This is a genomic window from Micrococcus lylae NBRC 15355 (assembly GCF_001570885.1).
GTDB lineage: Bacteria > Actinomycetota > Actinomycetes > Actinomycetales > Micrococcaceae > Micrococcus > Micrococcus lylae.
On record NZ_BCSN01000019.1, the window covers coordinates 1 to 18192 of the forward strand.

Annotated in this window: 11 protein-coding genes and 1 tRNA gene; 9 read left to right on the forward strand and 3 right to left on the reverse strand. The window is 69.7% G+C overall.

Annotated features, from left to right (window positions below; all coding sequences use genetic code 11):
* Positions 1-280 precede the first annotated feature (280 nt).
* The 4 genes from MLY01S_RS12625 (at position 281) to MLY01S_RS05595 (ending at position 7405) form a co-directional block, all read left to right on the forward strand.
* On the forward strand, positions 281-4933 hold the full coding sequence (locus MLY01S_RS12625; RefSeq protein WP_218000445.1) for a hypothetical protein: 4653 nt from the start codon (positions 281-283) through the stop codon (positions 4931-4933).
* Between the two features lie 624 nt (positions 4934-5557).
* Complete coding sequence (locus tag MLY01S_RS05585; protein WP_067190163.1) at positions 5558-6472, forward strand: amidohydrolase family protein; 915 nt, start codon at positions 5558-5560, stop codon at positions 6470-6472.
* Between the two features lie 158 nt (positions 6473-6630).
* A tRNA-Ala gene (locus MLY01S_RS05590) sits at positions 6631-6706 on the forward strand.
* Positions 6707-6859: 153 nt separating this feature from the next.
* Positions 6860-7405, forward strand: a complete 546-nt coding sequence (locus MLY01S_RS05595; RefSeq protein WP_067190117.1) for a GNAT family N-acetyltransferase — start codon at positions 6860-6862, stop codon at positions 7403-7405.
* A gap of 4 nt (positions 7406-7409) precedes the next feature.
* Here MLY01S_RS05595 and MLY01S_RS05600 read toward each other — a convergent pair whose 3' ends face one another.
* Positions 7410-8840, reverse strand: coding sequence for a pyridoxal phosphate-dependent decarboxylase family protein (locus tag MLY01S_RS05600; protein ID WP_067190119.1), 1431 nt, complete (start codon positions 8838-8840; stop codon positions 7410-7412).
* 188 nt (positions 8841-9028) lie between these two features.
* Between MLY01S_RS05600 and MLY01S_RS05605 the strand changes: the two genes are divergently transcribed.
* A complete protein-coding gene (locus tag MLY01S_RS05605) occupies positions 9029-10414 on the forward strand; it encodes an NAD-dependent succinate-semialdehyde dehydrogenase (RefSeq protein ID WP_067190121.1) in 1386 nt (461 codons plus the stop codon).
* Between the two features lie 128 nt (positions 10415-10542).
* Positions 10543-11973, forward strand: a complete 1431-nt coding sequence (locus MLY01S_RS05610) for a cryptochrome/photolyase family protein (protein WP_067190123.1) — start codon at positions 10543-10545, stop codon at positions 11971-11973.
* A gap of 69 nt (positions 11974-12042) precedes the next feature.
* On the opposite strand, the gene MLY01S_RS05615 is transcribed toward MLY01S_RS05610, so the two are convergent.
* Together MLY01S_RS05615 and gabT are read right to left on the reverse strand one after the other, a co-directional pair.
* Positions 12043-13206: a C40 family peptidase gene (locus MLY01S_RS05615; RefSeq protein WP_067190125.1), complete on the reverse strand. Its 1164-nt coding sequence runs from the start codon at positions 13204-13206 to the stop codon at positions 12043-12045.
* 275 nt (positions 13207-13481) lie between these two features.
* On the reverse strand, positions 13482-14813 hold the full coding sequence (gene gabT / locus MLY01S_RS05620; protein WP_067190127.1) for a 4-aminobutyrate--2-oxoglutarate transaminase: 1332 nt from the start codon (positions 14811-14813) through the stop codon (positions 13482-13484).
* Between the two features lie 194 nt (positions 14814-15007).
* Here gabT and MLY01S_RS05625 point away from each other — a divergent pair, with 194 nt between their 5' ends.
* The 3 genes from MLY01S_RS05625 to MLY01S_RS05635 all read left to right on the forward strand — a co-directional run bounded on the left by MLY01S_RS05625 (position 15008) and on the right by MLY01S_RS05635 (position 18166).
* The gene (locus MLY01S_RS05625) at positions 15008-15916 is read left to right on the forward strand and encodes a LysR family transcriptional regulator (RefSeq protein WP_245232072.1); all 909 of its coding nucleotides are present in this window, start codon (positions 15008-15010) and stop codon (positions 15914-15916) included.
* A gap of 148 nt (positions 15917-16064) precedes the next feature.
* Positions 16065-17036, forward strand: coding sequence for a class F sortase (locus tag MLY01S_RS05630; RefSeq protein ID WP_067190128.1), 972 nt, complete (start codon positions 16065-16067; stop codon positions 17034-17036).
* A 137-nt stretch (positions 17037-17173) separates the two neighbouring features.
* Positions 17174-18166: a DUF305 domain-containing protein gene (locus MLY01S_RS05635; RefSeq protein WP_067190130.1), complete on the forward strand. Its 993-nt coding sequence runs from the start codon at positions 17174-17176 to the stop codon at positions 18164-18166.
* Positions 18167-18192 lie beyond the last annotated feature (26 nt).

Below are 18192 nucleotides of genomic sequence, written 5' to 3' on the forward strand. Positions count from 1 at the left end.
CGGCGACAACATCGAACTGATCAAGGTACGCCTTCAGGCGAGTGACATCAGCGCCGTTGACGACATCGTCCTCGAGGGTAAAGCGCCCGACGGGGCGCTCCATCGAGCCTCTATCGGAGTTCGTCGTGATCCAGCCCTCAACTCCAGCGACACAGCCTCAGTTCCTCTCATTCGCGACTTCCTGGCGGTTGTCACGGAACACTGGGACGAAGTGTCAGCTGGGCGATGGTCGCTGGTGCTGGCGGTGGCCGGGTCGAGACAGGCGTTCGGGCAGGTAGCGATGCTCTCGGTGATTGCCCGGTCGGTTTCCAACGCCGACGCCTTCGACGCCGCCGTGAATCGCACCGGAGCCGCCAACGCTCCTACACGGCAACGCCTGGCGCACCTGAAGGAGCTGGTTATCGCCGCCGCGGCCCAGGACATCGACCTAGCAGCCGACCTCGGCGCGGAGGAGCTCGTTTGGAGACTGCTATCGAGCCTGTCAGTTCGCACTTTGAGGCTTGAAGGAACTGACACGTCTGACCGATCGTCTGCCGTCGGAATCCTCCAGGGGGCCGTCCTTGATGGAACGTCGGCAACGGCAGAAGCCGTGCTGCACCGTCTTGCCGAGCTCGTCGGAGAGTACGCCCCGTCTGGCGCGCAGGTGACAGGTGCGATGTTGCGCCGCCGCCTTACTACCTATCCGCTGAAGCAGTTCGGGCCTCATCAACGCGCCTGGGCGATCGTCGAACGACTCGATGGTCTCCTACACCAACAGACCCGTTCGACCATTTCTGCTGGGACCGAGTCGGTTCATCTTCAGCGCGTCGAAGCTGTCGAAGCGCTCCGGCGGTCAATGGAGGCCTGCGCCGATGACGGCGGGCCGCTCATAGTGACGGGCGAGCCCGACGTCGGCAAGTCTGCGCTCTCGGTCGCAGTCGGGGACTTGCTGCGCGCCGACGGAGCGTTCGTCGTGTGTATGAGCCTCCGAGACGTTCCCGGCAGTGTCCTCGAATTCGAGGACCAACTCGGCGGAGTGACCCTGACCGACCTCTTCGACGGCGCGCCGACCGCCACGGCGCGCCTGCTCGTGGTCGACGGGTGCGAAGCAGTCTTGGAGGGCCATGAGTCGATATTCACGGAGCTGGCTGCGTCCGCAATGAAACAATCCATCGGCGTCGTGGCAGTGACGCGGTCCGACGGGGCGAAGTTCGTGGAGGCTGTATTGCAGCGGGTGGCCGATACGGCGGATCCCCTGCAGAAGGTGCAGATACATGTGGTCCAGGAACTCACCCAGGCAGAACGCGCGCTCCTCGCCGAACGCATCCCCGGGCTAACCCGAGTCAACGAGAACGCCAAATCCAACTGGCTGCTTGGGCGCCCGGGGCTGGTCGATGCCTTACTGCGTTCCGGCCGGCCCATCGAGCCCGATCGTCTCCTCTGCGAGGCGGACGTCTACGTCGCCGTTTGGAACGGCCTCGTGCTCCGCGATGGGACGCATAGACCGGGTAGTGCGCCGCCCGAGGAGCGCGAAGACGCAACCCTCACGGTCGCTCGGCGGCGTCTCGGCGCGCAGGAGGCAAATCCTACTTCCGCCGCCGTCAGGGAGCTGCGTTCCGACGGGGTCTTCCGTGCCGACGCAAACCCTGCCCTCTCTCAAGGGCCTGACTTCTCGACAGACCTGTACCGCGACTTCGCGTTATGCAGACTCTTCCTGTCAGTCGGATGGACGCCACTCACCGAGAACGAGGCTCCCCGCTGGACGATTCGGGCAGTGAGGTTGGCGTGCGAAGCGCGCCTGGCGAACCTAGGTGGTCGAACACGGCGTCAGGTCTGGGATGAGCTGGCCGAGGAGTTCAACGCCATCGCCGCTGACGAAGGGATCCGATGGAGAGAGGTCCCCGTCGAAGCCCTCCTAACCGTCGGCGATGCACGCGAAGCGATCGGGGACCTCTGGGACGTACTCCAACGGGGAGAGGGTCTCGACACGCTGTTGCGCCTCGCGGCTTCGCGATACGGAGGCGTGTTCGGTGACCGGTTCGCGTTGGCGCCCGTTGTTGAGGTTGCCTTCTGCGAGGGTAGAGACCTCGGGCGGCCGCAGGCTGGCACGCGCGACACTCAACAAGAACGTGTCCAGGAACTGGTACTCGCGTGGTTGCGCGGCATGGCTCACGCCGGCGCAGGTCCTGACCCTCTCCGTCAGCGAGTGCGTGAATCGATCCTCGGACAGGACCGGCCCCTGTATGACGAGTTCGCAATCCAAGCACTAGCCGCACTGGGTGAAGATCTCAACGATGCCGCTGCCTCGTGGCTGCGCACAGTCGCGCGCGAGCGGCCGAATTCACTTCACGAGATCCTCGAGTCACCGTCCTCGGTGCTCGCTTTGGCGTCAATCGACTCCGACCTCCTCCTTGAACTCACCGAGGCCTACTACATCGAGCGTCCCCAACCAGAAGACACTGAACTTGGGTGGGCCGGTCTGAGTGGACGCAGCTATCTCGACGACGGGATCCGCGACTTCGGGCATGGCAACAAATTCGGGTACGGGCCGCTTAGTGCCGCCTGGTACTTCGGGCCCTTCTTCAGGCTGCTGAACCTAACGCCGCTCAAGACCATCGCGTTCATAAACCGGATGCTCAACCAGGCGGCTTTCTATCGCGTCACAGACGAGACCCAGACTCTGACCGCCGGCGTTGACTGGACCAGCTATCCGGGCGCGTCGCTGCATCTGACTGCCAAGAGCGGGCAGCGGCATTACGTCGGAGACTCCCACGTGTGGAGTTGGTACCGCGGCACCAGTGTCGGTCCCTACCCGTGCATGAGTGCCCTCCTTGCGCTCGAACGCTTCATCGACCACTTACACAACGAAGCTGAGATCCCGTTGGCCACCATCGTCGATCTCCTCCTGGAGGACTGCCACAATCTCGCGATTCCCGGCCTGCTCCACGGGTTCTTGACCCGACACCTCGACGAGGTGGGAGACCTCCTCGACCCGTTTCTCGCCGACGTGACCGTCTGGCACTTGGAGATTGGGCGCGTGACGACTGAAGGGGCGTTCACTGTGCGAGACCGTGACGCTGACATGCTGGCAGGCCAGGACAAGCGCAGGTACTCGCCTCACGAAACTGTCGGCTGGATGGTCGTCAACGCACGCGCGGTTGGCAACCAGGCACGTCTCGACCAACTTAGCGCAGTCGGCTTAAGACTACTGGAGTCGGCTCAACGGACTGTTGACGTCGAACAAACAGCGGCATCGGGACCAGACCCTGCCGAGGCAGCCCTGACGAGAGGAAGACCGGAGCAGTACCTGGCGGTGATCGGCAGCTGGGCTGCGGAGTTCAGCGCCGAGAACTACGAGGCATCGGTCGTCGACGGCGGCGTCGTCGTTCAGTTCGGGCGTCCGGCAGAACTCGAAGCTGCGTTAGCGCCAAGCAACGCCGAGATCAAGGCTACGCAGGCGTTCTTGCGGCTGCAGGTCGCGTACGCGTTGAAGAACGAGACACCTGAGGCATGGCCGGTTGACTCGATCACTGCGGACATTGCCGAGGCGAGACGTCTCATGGATGAGAGCTCGTCCGCGATGCTTAACCGGCACGAAAACCCCGTCGTGGCGGTCGCGGCCGCAGGCCTGCGCGCGCACGCTCTGGGCCTCGCGACACTAGAACTGACCGAGTTGTACTGGGCGGTCGACATAGTTCTCACTGCAGCTGAAGAGCCATGGATAGATAGTTTCAGCTCCTCCTCCAGTCTCTTCTCCATGGGAGCCGACCGTGCCGCGGCCATCGCGGTGCCGCTTCTACTCCTGCCGGTCTTCGAGCACCTGGACGTGGACGCCGGTCGCCTTCAACGAGCCTTAGTCTCGTTGGCGACAAGCGTCTACGACGAGGTTCGCACCGCCTTCGCAAAAGGGACAGCGCCTGTCTGGGCAGCAGACTGCGCCACCAGCGAGGGGACGGTTTGCACGAGACACGAGCCGCTATGGGAGGCCATCCAGGCCTGCGTTTCGACCGTTCGCCTAGGGCCGTGGGAGTACGAAACGCAACGCCGACGACCTATCCCACTTGAGGGTCCCTTTGAGCAGACACTACTGACAGTCCCCGGCGACGAACTCTTGGTCAACCGTCTCCGCATGCCAGTGGTCTGCAACCACGCCGCGCTTTCGTCCCAATGCACGGCTGCACGCGCGGAACTCCTCGCTAACCCGCTTTGGGACGCTCACCTGCGAGCCCTTGATCACGCCTGGCGCGGGAACTACGACCACCTGGGCGAACGCCATCACGAGCTCGTCGCACGCCTGTTCATCCAGCTTGCAACCGAAGGAGACAGGGAAGCGCTGAACGCGCACCTCCGCCTTTTCGCGTCGAACGCACACGCCCTTCATCTGTTGCTTCACAGCTTCGCAACCGCGTTCAGCTACGACGACGAACTGCGCCCCCTGCTCGCCGAGTTCTGGCCGCCATTAATGGCGACGGTTCTCGACGAGATCGACTCAGACACGAGCCTGATCGACGACTCCACCTCGTGGCACGACTACGCGATCTCCGCACTACTTCCTGTACCGCAGATCAAGCCGGAAGACCTTGACCCCGATGCAACGCTGAACAGCTGCAGAGCTTCTTGGGCACCGCCCGACGCCTTCGAAGGGGTGGTCGATCGATGGCTGGCCATTGGGAAGGGCGAGCCGAAGTGCGCCGAGGCCGTGGCGCAGTTCGCCCGGACGGCCCCGACCAGTTGGCAGGCAACAACCGGACTCGTCTGGTTGGAGAGCGTGCTTCACGGAAGGTTCGGCGCGTTCGCAAACCGCATATGGCTCGTGACCAACTGGCTAGAGGAGCTACGCGCCTCCGCAGCTGTGGTGGGCCCGCCGCTCGCCCGCTACCGCCGTATCGTGGACGGACTCGCCGCGGCTGGCGATTCGGCGTCGGTAGTGCTCCAACAGCTTGAAGAGAGTTAGTCGCTTATCCGGTGGCGGCGCCTCATCCCGACTGAAAAGGCCGTGGGAGCTGAGCCATCCCGCTGCGCGTCAATGATGGCCTTGCTGGGCCTTCGAGCCTGTTCCACGGCAGTGCGTGTGGCGCATTGTGACGTCAGCGATGATCAAGTGTTTGCGGACTGTCCCCGCCGTGTAACCGAACCTGTCGCCCACGCGTTCCAGTGAAGCCCCTTGCTCATACATGGCACGCATCAGCCGAATCTTGCTGGTCGATGGTGAGTGGTTGCGGAGGACGACACCGCGTTCTCGCAGGAGGCGAGCGAGTCGCTCGTGTCCAAGGCCGACCTCTCGGGCCACGGCTTTGAGGGACCCGCCGGCAGCGTAGGCGGCTTCCGCTCGTTGAAGAAGGCCTTCGGATGCCCGCGGTGACCGCCGCGGTTGGCGTCTCCGGCGCTGCGGTCCGTGCCGTCGAGCGCGGATCGACTGGTGTACTCGCACCATCTGTATCACCGGTGGGGCAAGTTTCGACAAGCCTCCCGCTAGGTCCACCAGACGAAGGGCCCGGATCGAAGGATCCGGGCCCTTTGCCGTCATCTGGTTCCTCGTGAGGTCGAGGCCCAGAGGCCGGGCACGTAGGGTGTGACCATGAGCACGTCACCTGCCTCGCTGCTTGCCGGCCTCGCCCCAGCACGGGATGCCGATGTCCCCGCCTTCCTGAAGGACCTGGGCCTGCCCGGTCTGGTGGACCTGCACGTGCACTTCATGCCGGAGAGCGTCCAGCGCAAGGTCTGGGGAGTGTTCGACGCGCTCCCGGAGCAGGGTCTGCCGGCCTGGCCCGTCACCTATCGGTTCGACGACGAGCAGCGCGTCCGCATCCTGCGCGAGCTGGGCGTGACCGCCTACGGCACCCTGAACTACGCGCACCGTCCGGGCATGGCCGCCTGGCTGAACGAGTATTCCTGCGCCTTCGCGGCGGAGCATCCGGACGCGATCCACTCGGCCACCTTCTACCCGGAGCCCGAGGCCGACGCCTACGTGGCCGAGGCGCTCGCGGCAGGGGCGCGCCTGTTCAAGGTGCACGTGCAGGTCGGCGCGTTCTCCCCGGTGGACCCGTTGCTCGGGCCGGTGTGGCGCAGGATCGCCGCTGCGGGCACGCCCGTGGTCATCCACTGCGGCTCCGGTCCGCACCCGGGGGAGTTCACCGGTCCGGAGCGCATCGCCCGGCTCGTGGAACGTCACCCGGACCTCGTGCTGGTCATCGCCCACGCGGGCATGCCGGAGTATCGCGAGTTCGCCGCCCTCGCCTGTGAGCACCCGAACGTGTACCTGGACACCACCATGGTCGGCACCGACTACATGGAGGAGCTGGTCCCCACACCCGAGGACTTCCCGGAGCTGATGCGCCGGGCCGCCGGCAAGGTCGTGTTGGGCAGCGACTTCCCCACCATCCCCTACGGCTACCACCACCAGCTCCAGGCACTGTCCTCCTGGGGACTGGGGGAAGACTGGCTGCGGGACGTCCTCTGGCACACGCCGTCCCGCCTCGTCGGGCGGGCCTGACGGGCACGCCGCCACTGGGGAACACTGTCTGCGGGCACTGACGGGCATCGCCCGTTGCCGTGCCTGTGGCGGCTCCGCCGATTTGCATCGGCTCTCGAGTCCTGGTTATAGTTCTCGAGTCGTTCGGGCGAGAGATCGGCCGGAGGACGCCTCGATCTGGGGGTATGGCGCAGTTGGTAGCGCGTCTGCATGGCATGCAGAAGGTCAGGGGTTCGAATCCCCTTACCTCCACCAGACGAAGGGCTCGGAGCGCACGCTCCGGGCCCTTTCTCGTGCGCCGACCACACGGCGGACCGCACGTCGACGGCGGAGGCGCGGGAGCGTCGTCGGGCGTACTCTGAGGCGTCTTGCCCGCCTTGACCCTGGCCGTCAGAAAGGCCTGCCGCCATGCACCTGCGCCACGCCCGCCCCGAGGACGCCGCGGCGATCGCCGCCATCTACAACCACGCCGTGGAGAACTCCACGGCCATCTGGAACGACGCCACGGTGGACGCGGACAACCGCGTCGCCTGGATGGCCGACCGGCAACGGGCCGGGTTCCCTGTCCGCGTGGCTGTGGACGCGCCCGAGGGGGAGGACGGAGAGGTCGTCGGCTACGCCACCTACGGGCCCTGGCGTGCCTTCGACGGCTACCGGCACACCGTGGAGCACTCCGTGTACGTGCGCGAGGACCAGCGTGGCCGCGGCCTGGGCCGGTGCCTCCTGGAGGATCTCGTGGAGTCCGCACGGGATGCCGGCGTGCACGTGATGGTCGCCGGCGTCGAGGCTGGCAATGCGGGCTCGATCCGCCTGCACGAACACCTCGGGTTCATCGAGACCGGCCGGTTGCCGCAGGTCGGCTGCAAGTTCGGCCGGTGGCTGGACCTCGTCTTGCTCCAGAAGACGCTGGACTCTCGGCCCGTCCCCGACGACGGTCCTGGCGCCTCCGCCTGAGCCGTCACCGGGCGACGGCCTCGCCGAGGACCTTCCAGAGCCGCTCGACGTGCTCGCGCTCGGTGCCGAGCGCGCCGACGGACAGGCGCACCATCCACCGCCCCTCGAGCGTGGCCAGGGAGACGGCCGCCTTCCCGGAGGCGTTGACGGCCTGCGCCGAGGCACGGGTGTGCGCGTCGATCGCCTCGGCGTCGGCCGGGTCGGCGGGGTCGAGTCCGGCGGGCACGTGTCGCACGCAGACGGTCTGCAGCGGCGTGGGGGCCACCCGCTCCCAGCCCTCAGCGGCGTCGACCTGGGCGGCCAGCCAGGCGGCGTTGTCCAGGTCCCGGCGCAGGCGCGCCCGCAGGGCCTCGGCGCCCTCCATGCGGAGCATGAACCAGAGCTTGAGGGCCCGGAAGCGGCGGCCGAGCGGCACGCCCCAGTCGCGGAGGTTGACCACGTCCTCGTCATGGGAGGACTGCAGGTAGGAGGGGTGGGTGGCCATGACCTTCTCCAGGAACACGGGGTCCTTGACGAAGAACAGGGAGCAGTCGAAGGCCACGCCGAGCCACTTGTGGGCGTTGACCACCAGGGAGTCGGCGAGCTCCACGCCCTCCCACATCCACCGGCACTCCGGCAGGAGCATGGCGGAGCCGGCCATGGCGGCGTCCACGTGGAACCAGAGGTCCTCGTCCTGGGCGATCCGCCCGATCTCGGCCAGCGGGTCCAGCGCGGTGGTGGCCGTGGTGCCGCAGGTGGCCACCACGGCCGCCGGCCTCAGGCCTGCGGCCCGGTCCTCGGCGACGATGGCGCGCAGCGCCTGCGCGTCCATCGCGTAGTCCGCGTCCACGGGCACCTCGCGGACGTTCTGGCGGCCGAAGCCGGCCAGCAGCATCGCCTTGGGCACGGAGGAGTGGGCCTGGGCGGTGCAGTAGACCACCATGCGGTCCCGGCCCTGGTCCGTGCCGCCGGCGTGCATGGCGAACCCGCTGGCGCGCTCGCGGGCCTCCAGCATGGCGGTGAGGGCGCAGCCGGAGGCGGAGTCCTGCACCACGCCGCGCCAACCCTCGGACAGCCCGAGCAGCTCGCGCATCCAGTCCATGGTGCGGATCTCCACCTCGGACAGGGCGGGGGAGGACTCCCAGGACAGCCCGAGCACGCCCAGGCCGGTGGAGGCGATGTCCCCGAGCACGGAGGACAGCTCCGCGTTCGCGGGGAAGAAGTGGAAGAACTCCGGGTGCTGCCACAGGGACAGCCCGGGCAGGACGACCCGGTCCAGGTCGGCCAGGACGGCGGCGGGGTCCTCGCCGGCCTCGGGGGCGGCGGCGGACAGCTGCGCGGCCACCACGCCGGGGCGCAGCGGGGACATCACCGGCCGCTCGTGCAGGGTGGAGCGGTAGTCGGCGATCCAGTCGATCAGCGCGTGGCCGTGGGTGCGGAACTCCTCCGGGGTCATGCGCCCATTGTGCTCCGTTTACCGACGACGGCCCCTCGCCTCAGAGCTGTGCGTCCAGTTCCCGGACGGCCGCCCGCACCGAGGCGGTGCCGGCCTTCGCGGACCGTATAGCGGCCGCCGCCGCGCCGGTGTGACGCACAGCGCAGGACAGGACAGAATGAGGGGCAACCGAGGAGAGGAGACACCCCATGAGCACCGCCACCGGATACCGCGTGCACAACCCGGCCACCGACGAGGTCGTCGAGACCTTCGACTCCCTGCAGGACTCCGAGATTGACGGCATTCTCGCCACCGCCGTGGCCGGCCAGCGCGAGTGGGCCGCCCTGTCCGTGGACGAGCGTGGAACGATCGTGCAGAAGGTCGCCGACCTGTTCGACGAGCGCAAGCACGAGCTCGCGCAGATCATCGCCGAGGAGATGGGCAAGCGCGTCTCCGAGGGCGTCGAGGAGGCCGAGTTCAGCGCGGAGATCTTCGGCTACTTCGTGAAGAACGCCGCCGAGCTGTCCAAGGACCGACCGATCGAGTCCTTCGCCGGCGGCCGCGCCATGGTCCGAAGCCTGCCGATCGGCGTGCTGCTGGGCATCATGCCGTGGAACTTCCCGTACTACCAGATCGCCCGTTTCGCCGCCCCGAACCTGATGCTCGGCAACGCTATCGTGCTCAAGCACGCGGAGATCTGCCCCCGCTCGGCGCTGGCCGTGCAGAAGATCATGGACGACGCCGGCGTGCCGGCCGGCGTGTACACCAACGTGTTCGCCACCCATGAGCAGATCTCCGAGTTCATCGCGGACCCGCGCATCCAGGGCGTCTCCCTCACCGGCTCCGAGCGCGCCGGCGCCATCATCGGCGCCCAGGCCGGCCAGCACCTGAAGAAGGCCGTGCTCGAGCTCGGCGGCTCCGATCCCTACGTCATCCTGGACACGGAGGACGTGGCCGAGGCCGCCGCCACCGCCTGGGGCACCCGCATGTACAACCAGGGCCAGGCGTGCAACTCGAACAAGCGCATGATCGTGGCCGAGGACATCTACGACGAGTTCGTGGCCGAGCTGGTGAAGCTCGCCTCCGCCATGAAGCCCGGCGAGCCGGCCTCCGAGGACGAGACCGTCTACCTGCCGCTGTCCTCGCGCGGCGCCGCGGAGACCCTGGCGGAGCAGGTGGCGAAGGCCAGGGAGCAGGGCGCCACCGTGCATGTGGGCGGCGAGCTCGCCGACGGCGCCGGAGCCCTGTTCTCCCCGGCCGTCATCACCGATGTCACCAAGGACATGGACGCCTACAGCGAGGAGCTCTTCGGCCCGGTGGCCGTCGTCTACAAGGTGTCCTCCCCGGAGGAGGCCCTCGAACTGGCCAACGACACCCCGTTCGGCCTCGGCGGCGCGGTGTTCTCGCAGGACGAGGCGCTGGCGGAGCGGATCGCCTCGCAGCTCGAGGTGGGCATGGCCAATGTGAACACCCCCGCCGGCGAGGGCGCCGAGATCCCGTTCGGCGGCGTGAAGCGTTCGGGCTTCGGCCGCGAGCTGGGACCGCTCGGCATGGACGAGTTCGTCAACAAGCAGATGTACTACGTGCAGCCTTGAACGACCCCTCGGGTCGTGGAGACCCGACGGCCCTTCCCGAGGGCGGCCGGTCGCTGTGCGCGGACGTCCCCGGCCGTCGTCGTGCCTCGGCCGAGGACGCTGCGCACGGTGTGCGGCAGACTGGGCCGATGACCACCCTGCTCTGGCTCCGCGACGACCTGCGCACCCTCGACCACGAGGCGCTCACCGCCGCCGTGGAGGACGGCGCCGATGTGGTGGCGCTGTGGATCCGAGAGGAGCCCGGGGAGGCCGACGACGGTGGACGCCTGGGCCCGCGTCCCCTCGGCGCCGCCGTGCGCTGGTGGTACCACCGCAGCCTCGAGCAGCTGTCGGTGCGGCTGGAGGCGCTCGGCATCCCGCTGGTTTTCGCCTCCGGAGACCCCCGGTCCGTGGTGCCGGAGCTCGCCGGCTCCCTCGGCGCGGGCACCGTCCGCTGGTCCCGCCGCTACGCGCCGCGCTCGCGTTCCCTCGACGCCGAGGTGAAGACCCTGCTGGGTGCGGCGGGGGTCGAGGCGCACAGCCACGCCGGGGCCCTGCTCACCGAGCCGTGGACCGTCACCACGGCCGCCGGGGGGAACTATCGGGTCTTCACCCCGTTCCACCGGGCCGCCGCACAGATCCCCGTGGGGACGCCGCTGCCGGCTCCGGAGCCGCTCGGCGGCCCGCCGCACGACCTGCTCGCCAGGCTCGCGCGGCTCCACGACGACGGCTCCCTCACCTCCCTGACAGACCTCGCTCTGGCGGACACCTCGCCTGCCTGGTGGGAGGACACCGTCGCCGAGCACTGGGCGCCGGGAGAGTCTGCGGCGGTGGAGGAGCTGGAGGCGATCGAGGCGGGCGTCGGCGGCTACGCCGAGACCAGGGACATGCCGGGGGACCGGGAGTCCACGTCCCGCCTGTCCCCGCGGCTGCGCTCCGGCGAGCTCTCCCCACGCCAGGTGCTCACCGCCGCGCACGCCGCAGACGTCCCGGACCAGGACCGGGCCGCGTTCGTGCGCCAGCTGTACTGGCGGGACTTCGCGTGGTCCCTGACGTACCACCACCCCGACCTGGACCGGATGCCGCTGCGTCCGGAGTTCCGCGCGTTCCCCTACGCACCGGATGATCACGCCCTGCGCGCGTGGGCGCGGGGGCGCACCGGCATCCGCCTCGTGGACGCGGGCATGCGGCAACTCTGGCAGACCGGGTGGATGCACAACCGCGTGCGTATGACCGCGGCCTCCCTGCTGGTGAAGAACCTGCTGCAGCCCTGGCAGGACGGCGAGGCATGGTTCTGGGACACTCTCGTGGACGCGGACGAGGCCAACAACCCCGTCTCCTGGCAGTGGGTGGCCGGCTGCGGCGCCGACGCCTCCCCGTACTTCCGGATCTTCAACCCGGACACCCAGGCCAAGCGGTTCGACCCCGAGGGGGTGTACGTGGCCCGCTGGGTGCCCGAGGCCGACTCGCCGCTGTCCGGGTACCCGGAGCCTGTCGTCGACCTCAGGCAGTCGCGGGCCGAGGCGCTCGCCGCCCTTGACGTCATGAAGGAGCGCGCGTCCACACAGGGCCTGGCCTGACCGCTCCTCAGGTCCGTCGTCGTTCCCGCCCGGAGACGGAAGGGGAGGCGTATCGCTCGGCGGGGCCGGTCAGGCCGTCGCCAGGGGCGGACGCACGGCGCCGGCGTAGGTGTTGCCGGTGTCGTAGGAGGCCACCGTGACGATCTCGATGGTCTTGCCGGACTCGGGGGAGTGCAGGATCTTGCCGTCGCCGACGTACACCGCCACGTGGCGGATGCGGTCGGGATCGGCCTGGAAGGAGAAGAACAGCAGGTCGCCGGGCTGCCAGTCCTCACGTTCCACGGATGGGAAGCCGGACTCGCGCAGCTGCGGGCCGGAGTCGCGCGGCATGTCGATGCCGTGGTGGCGGAAGATCGAGTAGGTGAAGCCCGAGCAGTCGAAGCCGTACGAGGAGACACCGGCCCACAGGTAGGGCAGGCCCAGGAAGCGCTTGCCGGTCTCGATGACCTGCTCGGCGGTGGGAGTGGGGAGCTTCTCGCCCCGCTTCAGCACCTTCACGGAGTCCTCGGACAGCCAGCCGTCCTCGGAGTCCGGCAGGGCCACGCGCACGTGCCCGTCCTTCTCCTCGAGCAGCGGCAGGCGGGTCTCGAAGGAGACGGCAAGCAGGTCCTCGCCGCCGCCGGCGGCAGAGGTCACCGTGGCCTTGTCCGCGGTGACCACCACGGTGTCGTGCTCCTCGCGCAGCTGGGCGAAGCGCTCGTCGTGCACGAGCTGGACCGCCGGCACCCAGCCGGTCATGAAGCCCTCGTCGCGGTGCGGTGCGGGCTGCTCGGAGAAGGAGACCTTCGCCCAGCCGTTCGCGATCTCCAGGACGTCGGCCGGGGAGCCGACCAGGGCCTGCGAGTCGAGCTTGCCGAGCAGCCAGTAGCGGGACTGGTAGTCGGGCATGCGGTCGTTCCAGGCGGCCAGGTCCACGGGGCGGCCCATCGAGGGCTCGTCCACGCCCTGGCGGTTCAGGCCCGGCTCGGTCCACATGGACGCGGCGGTCACGGCCACGAAGGCCTCGTCGCCGGCCTCGATGGGGCGGGCCGGCGCGAAGGTCGGGGCGGCGGAGGTCGAGGGGGCGGGGGAGCTCGAGGACTCGGGGGAACTCGGGGAGGCCACGGCTGCACCGGTGGTGGAACCTCGTCCGCCCTGGGCGCAGCCGGACAGGACGAGGCCCGAGGCGGCGGCGAGGGAGGTCAGCAGGGTGCGGCGGCCGATCAGGCCGTGCGGCGGACGGTGTGCGGACACGCAGGAGCTCCAGTGGGTCGGGGAAAGCCGGTGCGCAGGTGCAGGACGGCGGGCATCGGCCGTGGCCCCCAGCGCAACAGGGGGAAGTCTAGCCTCCGGGCGTCGGCGACGGCCATGGCACCGCTCACATCGTCCCGGCCCGCCGGTGGCGCTCGGTGTCCGCCGGGGCCGGGCGCCGAGCGCTGCCGTGACGACGACGGACTGTCGCCGTCGTCGGAGGGCGACAGTCCGTCGTCGGGGAGCCTCCATCAGGGGAGGCGGCGGTCAGGGGCGGCTCAGACGGCCTTGAGGGCGTCGGTGACCTCCTGCAGGCCCTCGCGCAGCAGCTCTTCGGAGATGGTGAGCGGAGGCAGGAAGCGGACCACGTTGCCGTAGGTGCCGCAGGTGAGCAGGATGACGCCGGTCTCACGGACGGCCTTGGCCACCGCGCCGCAGAGCTCGGCGTCGGGAGCGCCGGTGGCCGGGTCCACGAACTCGATCGCCATCATGGCGCCGCGGCCGCGGACCTCGCCGATGCGGTCGTCCGCGTTCTGCTCGAAGTGGCCGCGGATGACCTGCTCGATCCTCTGGGCCGCCTCGATCAGACCCTGCGACTCGATGGTCTCGAAGACCCCGAGCGCAGCGGCGCAGGCCACCGGGTTGCCGCCATAGGTGCCGCCGAGGCCGCCGGCGTGGACGCTGTCCATGATCTCGGCGCGGCCGGTGAGGGCGGACAGCGGCATGCCGCCGGCGATGCCCTTGGCGGTGGTGATCAGGTCCGGCTCGATGCCCTCGTGCTCGCAGGCGAACCAGGCGCCGGTGCGGGCGAACCCGGACTGCACCTCGTCCGCGATGAACAGGACGCCGTTCTCACGGCACCAGTCGACGACGGTCGGGAGGAAGCCCTCGGCCGGGACGATGAAGCCGCCTTCGCCCTGGACGGGCTCCATGATCACGGCGGCCAGGGAGTCCGCGCCGATCTGCTTCTCCAGGGCGGAGATGGTGGCCTGGGCGGCGGCGACGCCGTCGAGGCCGCCGTCGCGCAGCGGGTAGGAGCCCGGCACCCGGTAGACCTCGGGGGCGAAGGGGCCGAAGGAGTGCTTGTACGGCATCTGCTTCGCCGTCAGTGCCATGGTCAGGGTGGTGCGGCCGTGGTAGGCGTGGTCGAACGCGGCGACGGCCTGGCGGCCGGTGTAGGCGCGGGCCACCTTGACGGCGTTCTCCACGGCCTCGGCGCCGGAGTTGAACAGGGCGGTGCGGGTCTCGCCCGGGACCGGGGACTTCTCACCGAGGCGCTCGGCCACCTCCACGTACCCCTCGTACGGGGTGACCATGAAACAGGTGTGGGTGAACTCGGCCACCTGGGACTGCACGTTCTCCACCACGGCCGGGGCGGCGGCCCCCACGGAGGTCACGGCGATGCCGGAGCCGAGGTCGATGAGGCGGTTGCCGTCCACGTCCTCGAGGATGCCGTCGTACGCGCGGGCCGCGTACACCGGCATGGTCGGGGCGAGGGCGCCCGGGACGGATGCGGCCTGACGGGCGGCAAGCTCGCGCGAGCGCGGGCCGGGGATCTCGGTGGCCAGGTGACGGGACTGCTCCAGGGCAGGGCGCTCGGCGGTGCTCACGGGCGGTTCCTCCAGACGGGGGTCGGTGCGGATGTGCTGATCGAGGAGGAGGAGCTGCGTGGCGGTGTCACGCCGTGCAGTGTGCCGACGGCCGGTCGCCGCAGGCTCGCCGCCGTCCTCTCCTGCGGCGATTCTCCGCCCGCCCGTCCATGCTGTCCAATGATGATCCGTCATAGCGCCTATGCTCTGCAGGCATGAAGCATGCAGACCTGGGGCGCCTGCCCGAGCTGGACCCGTCCTTGGTGTCCGCATTCCTGCGCACCGTGGAGGCCGGGACGGTCTCGGAGGCCGCCCGCCAGCTGGGCGTGGTGCAGCCGGCGCTGAGCCGCCAGCTGCAGCGCCTCGAGCGGCAGACGGGGCTGTCCCTGTTCGCCCGGGGCGGGCCGCGGCTGCGCCTGACGCACACCGGCGAGGCCTTCGTCCCGGTGGCCCGCCGGCTGCTCGCGGAGCACCGGGCGGCGGGCCAGGCTGTCCAGATGCTGGCGGCCGGGCGGCTCGAGTCCGTCCGCTTCGCCGCGCCGGGCACCACGCTCGTGGACGTCGTCATCCCGTTCGTGGCGACGCTGTCCGAGGACGCGCCGCGCGCGGAGGTGGTGGAGACGGACCTGGACGACTCGCTGGCGCAGGCCGTGGCGCACCACGACCTGGTGGTGATGCCGTCCACCCCGCCGGACACCGTGGCCTCCCTGGCGTTGGTGGACGCCCCGGTCTGGGCCTACGTGGCCCCGCACCACCGCTGGGCCGGGCGGGGACGGATCAGCGTGGACGACCTCACGGGCGAAAGGCTCGTGGTCCCGTCCCGCTCCTTCAAGTCCCGCCGTGTGTTGGACGGGGCGCTCGAGGTGGCCGGGCTGACGGTGCCGGAGGTGACGGAGGTGAACTCCGGTCGCGTGGCGCAGGCGCTCGTGGCCACCGGCGCGGGCGTGGCCGTGGTGACCGAGGACCCCGCCTTCGACCTGGTGCCGCTGCACCTGGCGGCCCGCGGTGCCGACCTCGCCGTGGGGCTGCACGCGGCCTGGGCGCCGGACCACTACGGCGAGGCGACGCTGCGGGCGCTCGCGCAGCAGCTGCAGGGGTGGCTGCGGGACCGGTACCGCGGCTGAGACCGCCGTGGCCGTGCCCTCGGCGGCGGCCACACTTCTGTATCGTCTGGAATCGTGGCGGGCGGTCCGCCGCGGCGGCGACCGTGCCCGCCGTGACCACCGCCGGCCCTGGCCGGGCGAGCCCACAGAGCGCAGAAGGGGATCCGAGATGCACAGGAACGTCAAGCGGGCGATCTGGGTGGTCGCACTGCTCGCCTGCCTCGCCGTGGTCTGGTTCTCGGTCCGTGGCCTCTTCGCCTTCGGAGAGGTGCCCATCAGCCAGGCCCCGACGGCGGCGCCGTCGCCGTCCGTCTCCAGCCCCGCCTCGGACACGGCGTCGCGGTCCGTGTCCTCCTCCAACGCACCGTCCTCCTCCGGCTCGGCGGCGTCCTCCGGCGTGCCGTCGTCGGCGTCGGCCACCCCGACGCGGGAGGCCGGCGCCCCGTCTGCGACGCAGTCCCCGGCGTCGTCGGAGGCCGCGTCACCGGAGGCCTCCGGCCCTGCGTCCTCGGAGGCCTCCACCCCTGCCGCCCCGACCTCCTCGGAGGCCGCGTCACCGGAGTCCTCAGCCCCGGCATCGACCTCGGCCGAGCCGGAGCCCAGCCCGTCGCCGACGCCGACCCCCACCGGTCCGCCGGCCGCGCCGATGGACGAGATCACCGCGGCGCCGGTGCATGTGGACGTCTACCACGAAGGGGAGCAGTACATCGGGGCGCCGATCGTTCCGGAGCATCGGGACGAGGACGGGGAGCTGAACCCGGAGCCGCGGAACGTCGGCTGGTACGCGCCGCCCCAGTGGAGCACGACGCCGGGCGAGCTGTCCTCCCATCCGGGCATCCTCACCGGCCACGTCATCCACTCTGGGCTGAAGGATGTGTTCTACCGCCTGGAGGAGACCCGCAAGGGTGACCTCGTGGTGGTGACCTATGAGGACGGGACACAGGCGAAGTTCACCCTGGACACGGACCCGGTCCAGATGGGCAAGCGGGACCTGATCGACTCCCCGGAGTTCGCCTGGGCGTGGGAGCTGGAGGAGCCGGGACGGAAGGTCACGCTCATCACATGCGAGCTCGTCCCGGGCTCCGGCATGACCGGACATTCCGTGGACAACTGGGTGGTCCAGGCGACCCGGATCGCCTGAACCGGACGGTCGCGGACCGGGCGCGCCGTTTTCCCCGGGCGGGTGTCACGACGTACCGTTTCCAGTGAACGGCGGCGTATCCGCCGTCGGGGCCGCACGTCGATGCGGCGGCCCCGCCAGCCGAGAGGAACCCCGCCATGCAGCAGCCGAGCATCCGCCCCGCCTTCCGCCGTCCCCTCCGGACGTTCGCGGTCGGCCTCGGCTCCGTGGCGCTGGCGTTCGGTCTGACCGGCTGCCTGGACAGCGCCCAGTCCGCCCGCGAGCGTGCCGCCGCGGCCACCGCCACGGCGTCCGAGGGCGGCCTGCCCTCGCCGAGCCCGACCCAGGATGCCCAGCGGCGGCAGGACATCGTCTTCGCGTCCACCATGCTGAGGAACCAGCGTCAGGCCGTGGAGTACTCGCAGCTGCTGCTGGACAAGGGCGACGGCGTGGACGAGGAGGCGCGCCGGTTCGCCCGCGCCGTCACCGACCGCCGTCCCGAGCTGATCGACCGCCTGGACGGTCTGCTCCAGGACTGGGGCGTGGAGACCGAGGAGGACGCCGAGGCCGTCGCCGAGGCCAACCCGACACCGACCCCCAGCGGCTTCGCCACAGGTCCCTCCGAGGAGGAGCTGATGGAGGCCAACCAGCAGGCCGCCGCGGACCGCCGTGCGGGCCTGCTGACCTCGGAGGAGAAGCGCGCCCTCGAGTCCGCCACGGACGAGGACGCCGGCCGTCTGTACCTGATGCAGATGCACCGTCTGCACTTCGGCTCGGTGATGATCGCGAACACCCAGGTGGAGGAGGGCGAGGACGAGGACGCCAAGGACCTCGCCGAGGAGATCTCCGAGGACCAGACCCGCGTCATCGACGACGTCCAGCAGCTGCTGGGTGAGATGGGCGTGATCATCGGCGGCAGCCGTGACCACGAGCCGAACCCGAAGAGTGCCCCCGCCTCCATCAACAACGACGACGGCCCGGTCACCTTCAAGCCGGACCCGCCCAGCCCGTCTCCGTCGGAGAGCGACGAGAGCGAGGACGGCGACGACCGCGACCGACGCAGGGCGGACAGGTCCGCGGATTCCTCGCCGTCTCCGAGCCCGGCCGACTCCGACTCCCCGTCGAACGACGACGAGGACGACGACGACTGAGCCTCGGCGGCGACGGCGTTGCACAC

Bases quoted from the DNA above. Each gene is read 5' to 3' on its own strand.
- MLY01S_RS12625 (WP_218000445.1), top strand. From the start codon at position 281: ATGCTCTCGGTGATTGCCCGGTCGGTTTCCAACGCCGACGCCTTCGAC.
- MLY01S_RS05600 (WP_067190119.1), bottom strand. From the start codon at position 8,840: ATGACCCCGGAGGAGTTCCGCACCCACGGCCACGCGCTGATCGACTGG.
- MLY01S_RS05610 (WP_067190123.1), top strand. From the start codon at position 10,543: ATGACCACCCTGCTCTGGCTCCGCGACGACCTGCGCACCCTCGACCAC.
- MLY01S_RS05585 (WP_067190163.1), top strand. From the start codon at position 5,558: ATGAGCACGTCACCTGCCTCGCTGCTTGCCGGCCTCGCCCCAGCACGG.
- MLY01S_RS05605 (WP_067190121.1), top strand. From the start codon at position 9,029: ATGAGCACCGCCACCGGATACCGCGTGCACAACCCGGCCACCGACGAG.
- MLY01S_RS05635 (WP_067190130.1), top strand. From the start codon at position 17,174: ATGCAGCAGCCGAGCATCCGCCCCGCCTTCCGCCGTCCCCTCCGGACG.
- MLY01S_RS05625 (WP_245232072.1), top strand. From the start codon at position 15,008: ATGAAGCATGCAGACCTGGGGCGCCTGCCCGAGCTGGACCCGTCCTTG.
- MLY01S_RS05595 (WP_067190117.1), top strand. From the start codon at position 6,860: ATGCACCTGCGCCACGCCCGCCCCGAGGACGCCGCGGCGATCGCCGCC.
- MLY01S_RS05630 (WP_067190128.1), top strand. From the start codon at position 16,065: ATGCACAGGAACGTCAAGCGGGCGATCTGGGTGGTCGCACTGCTCGCC.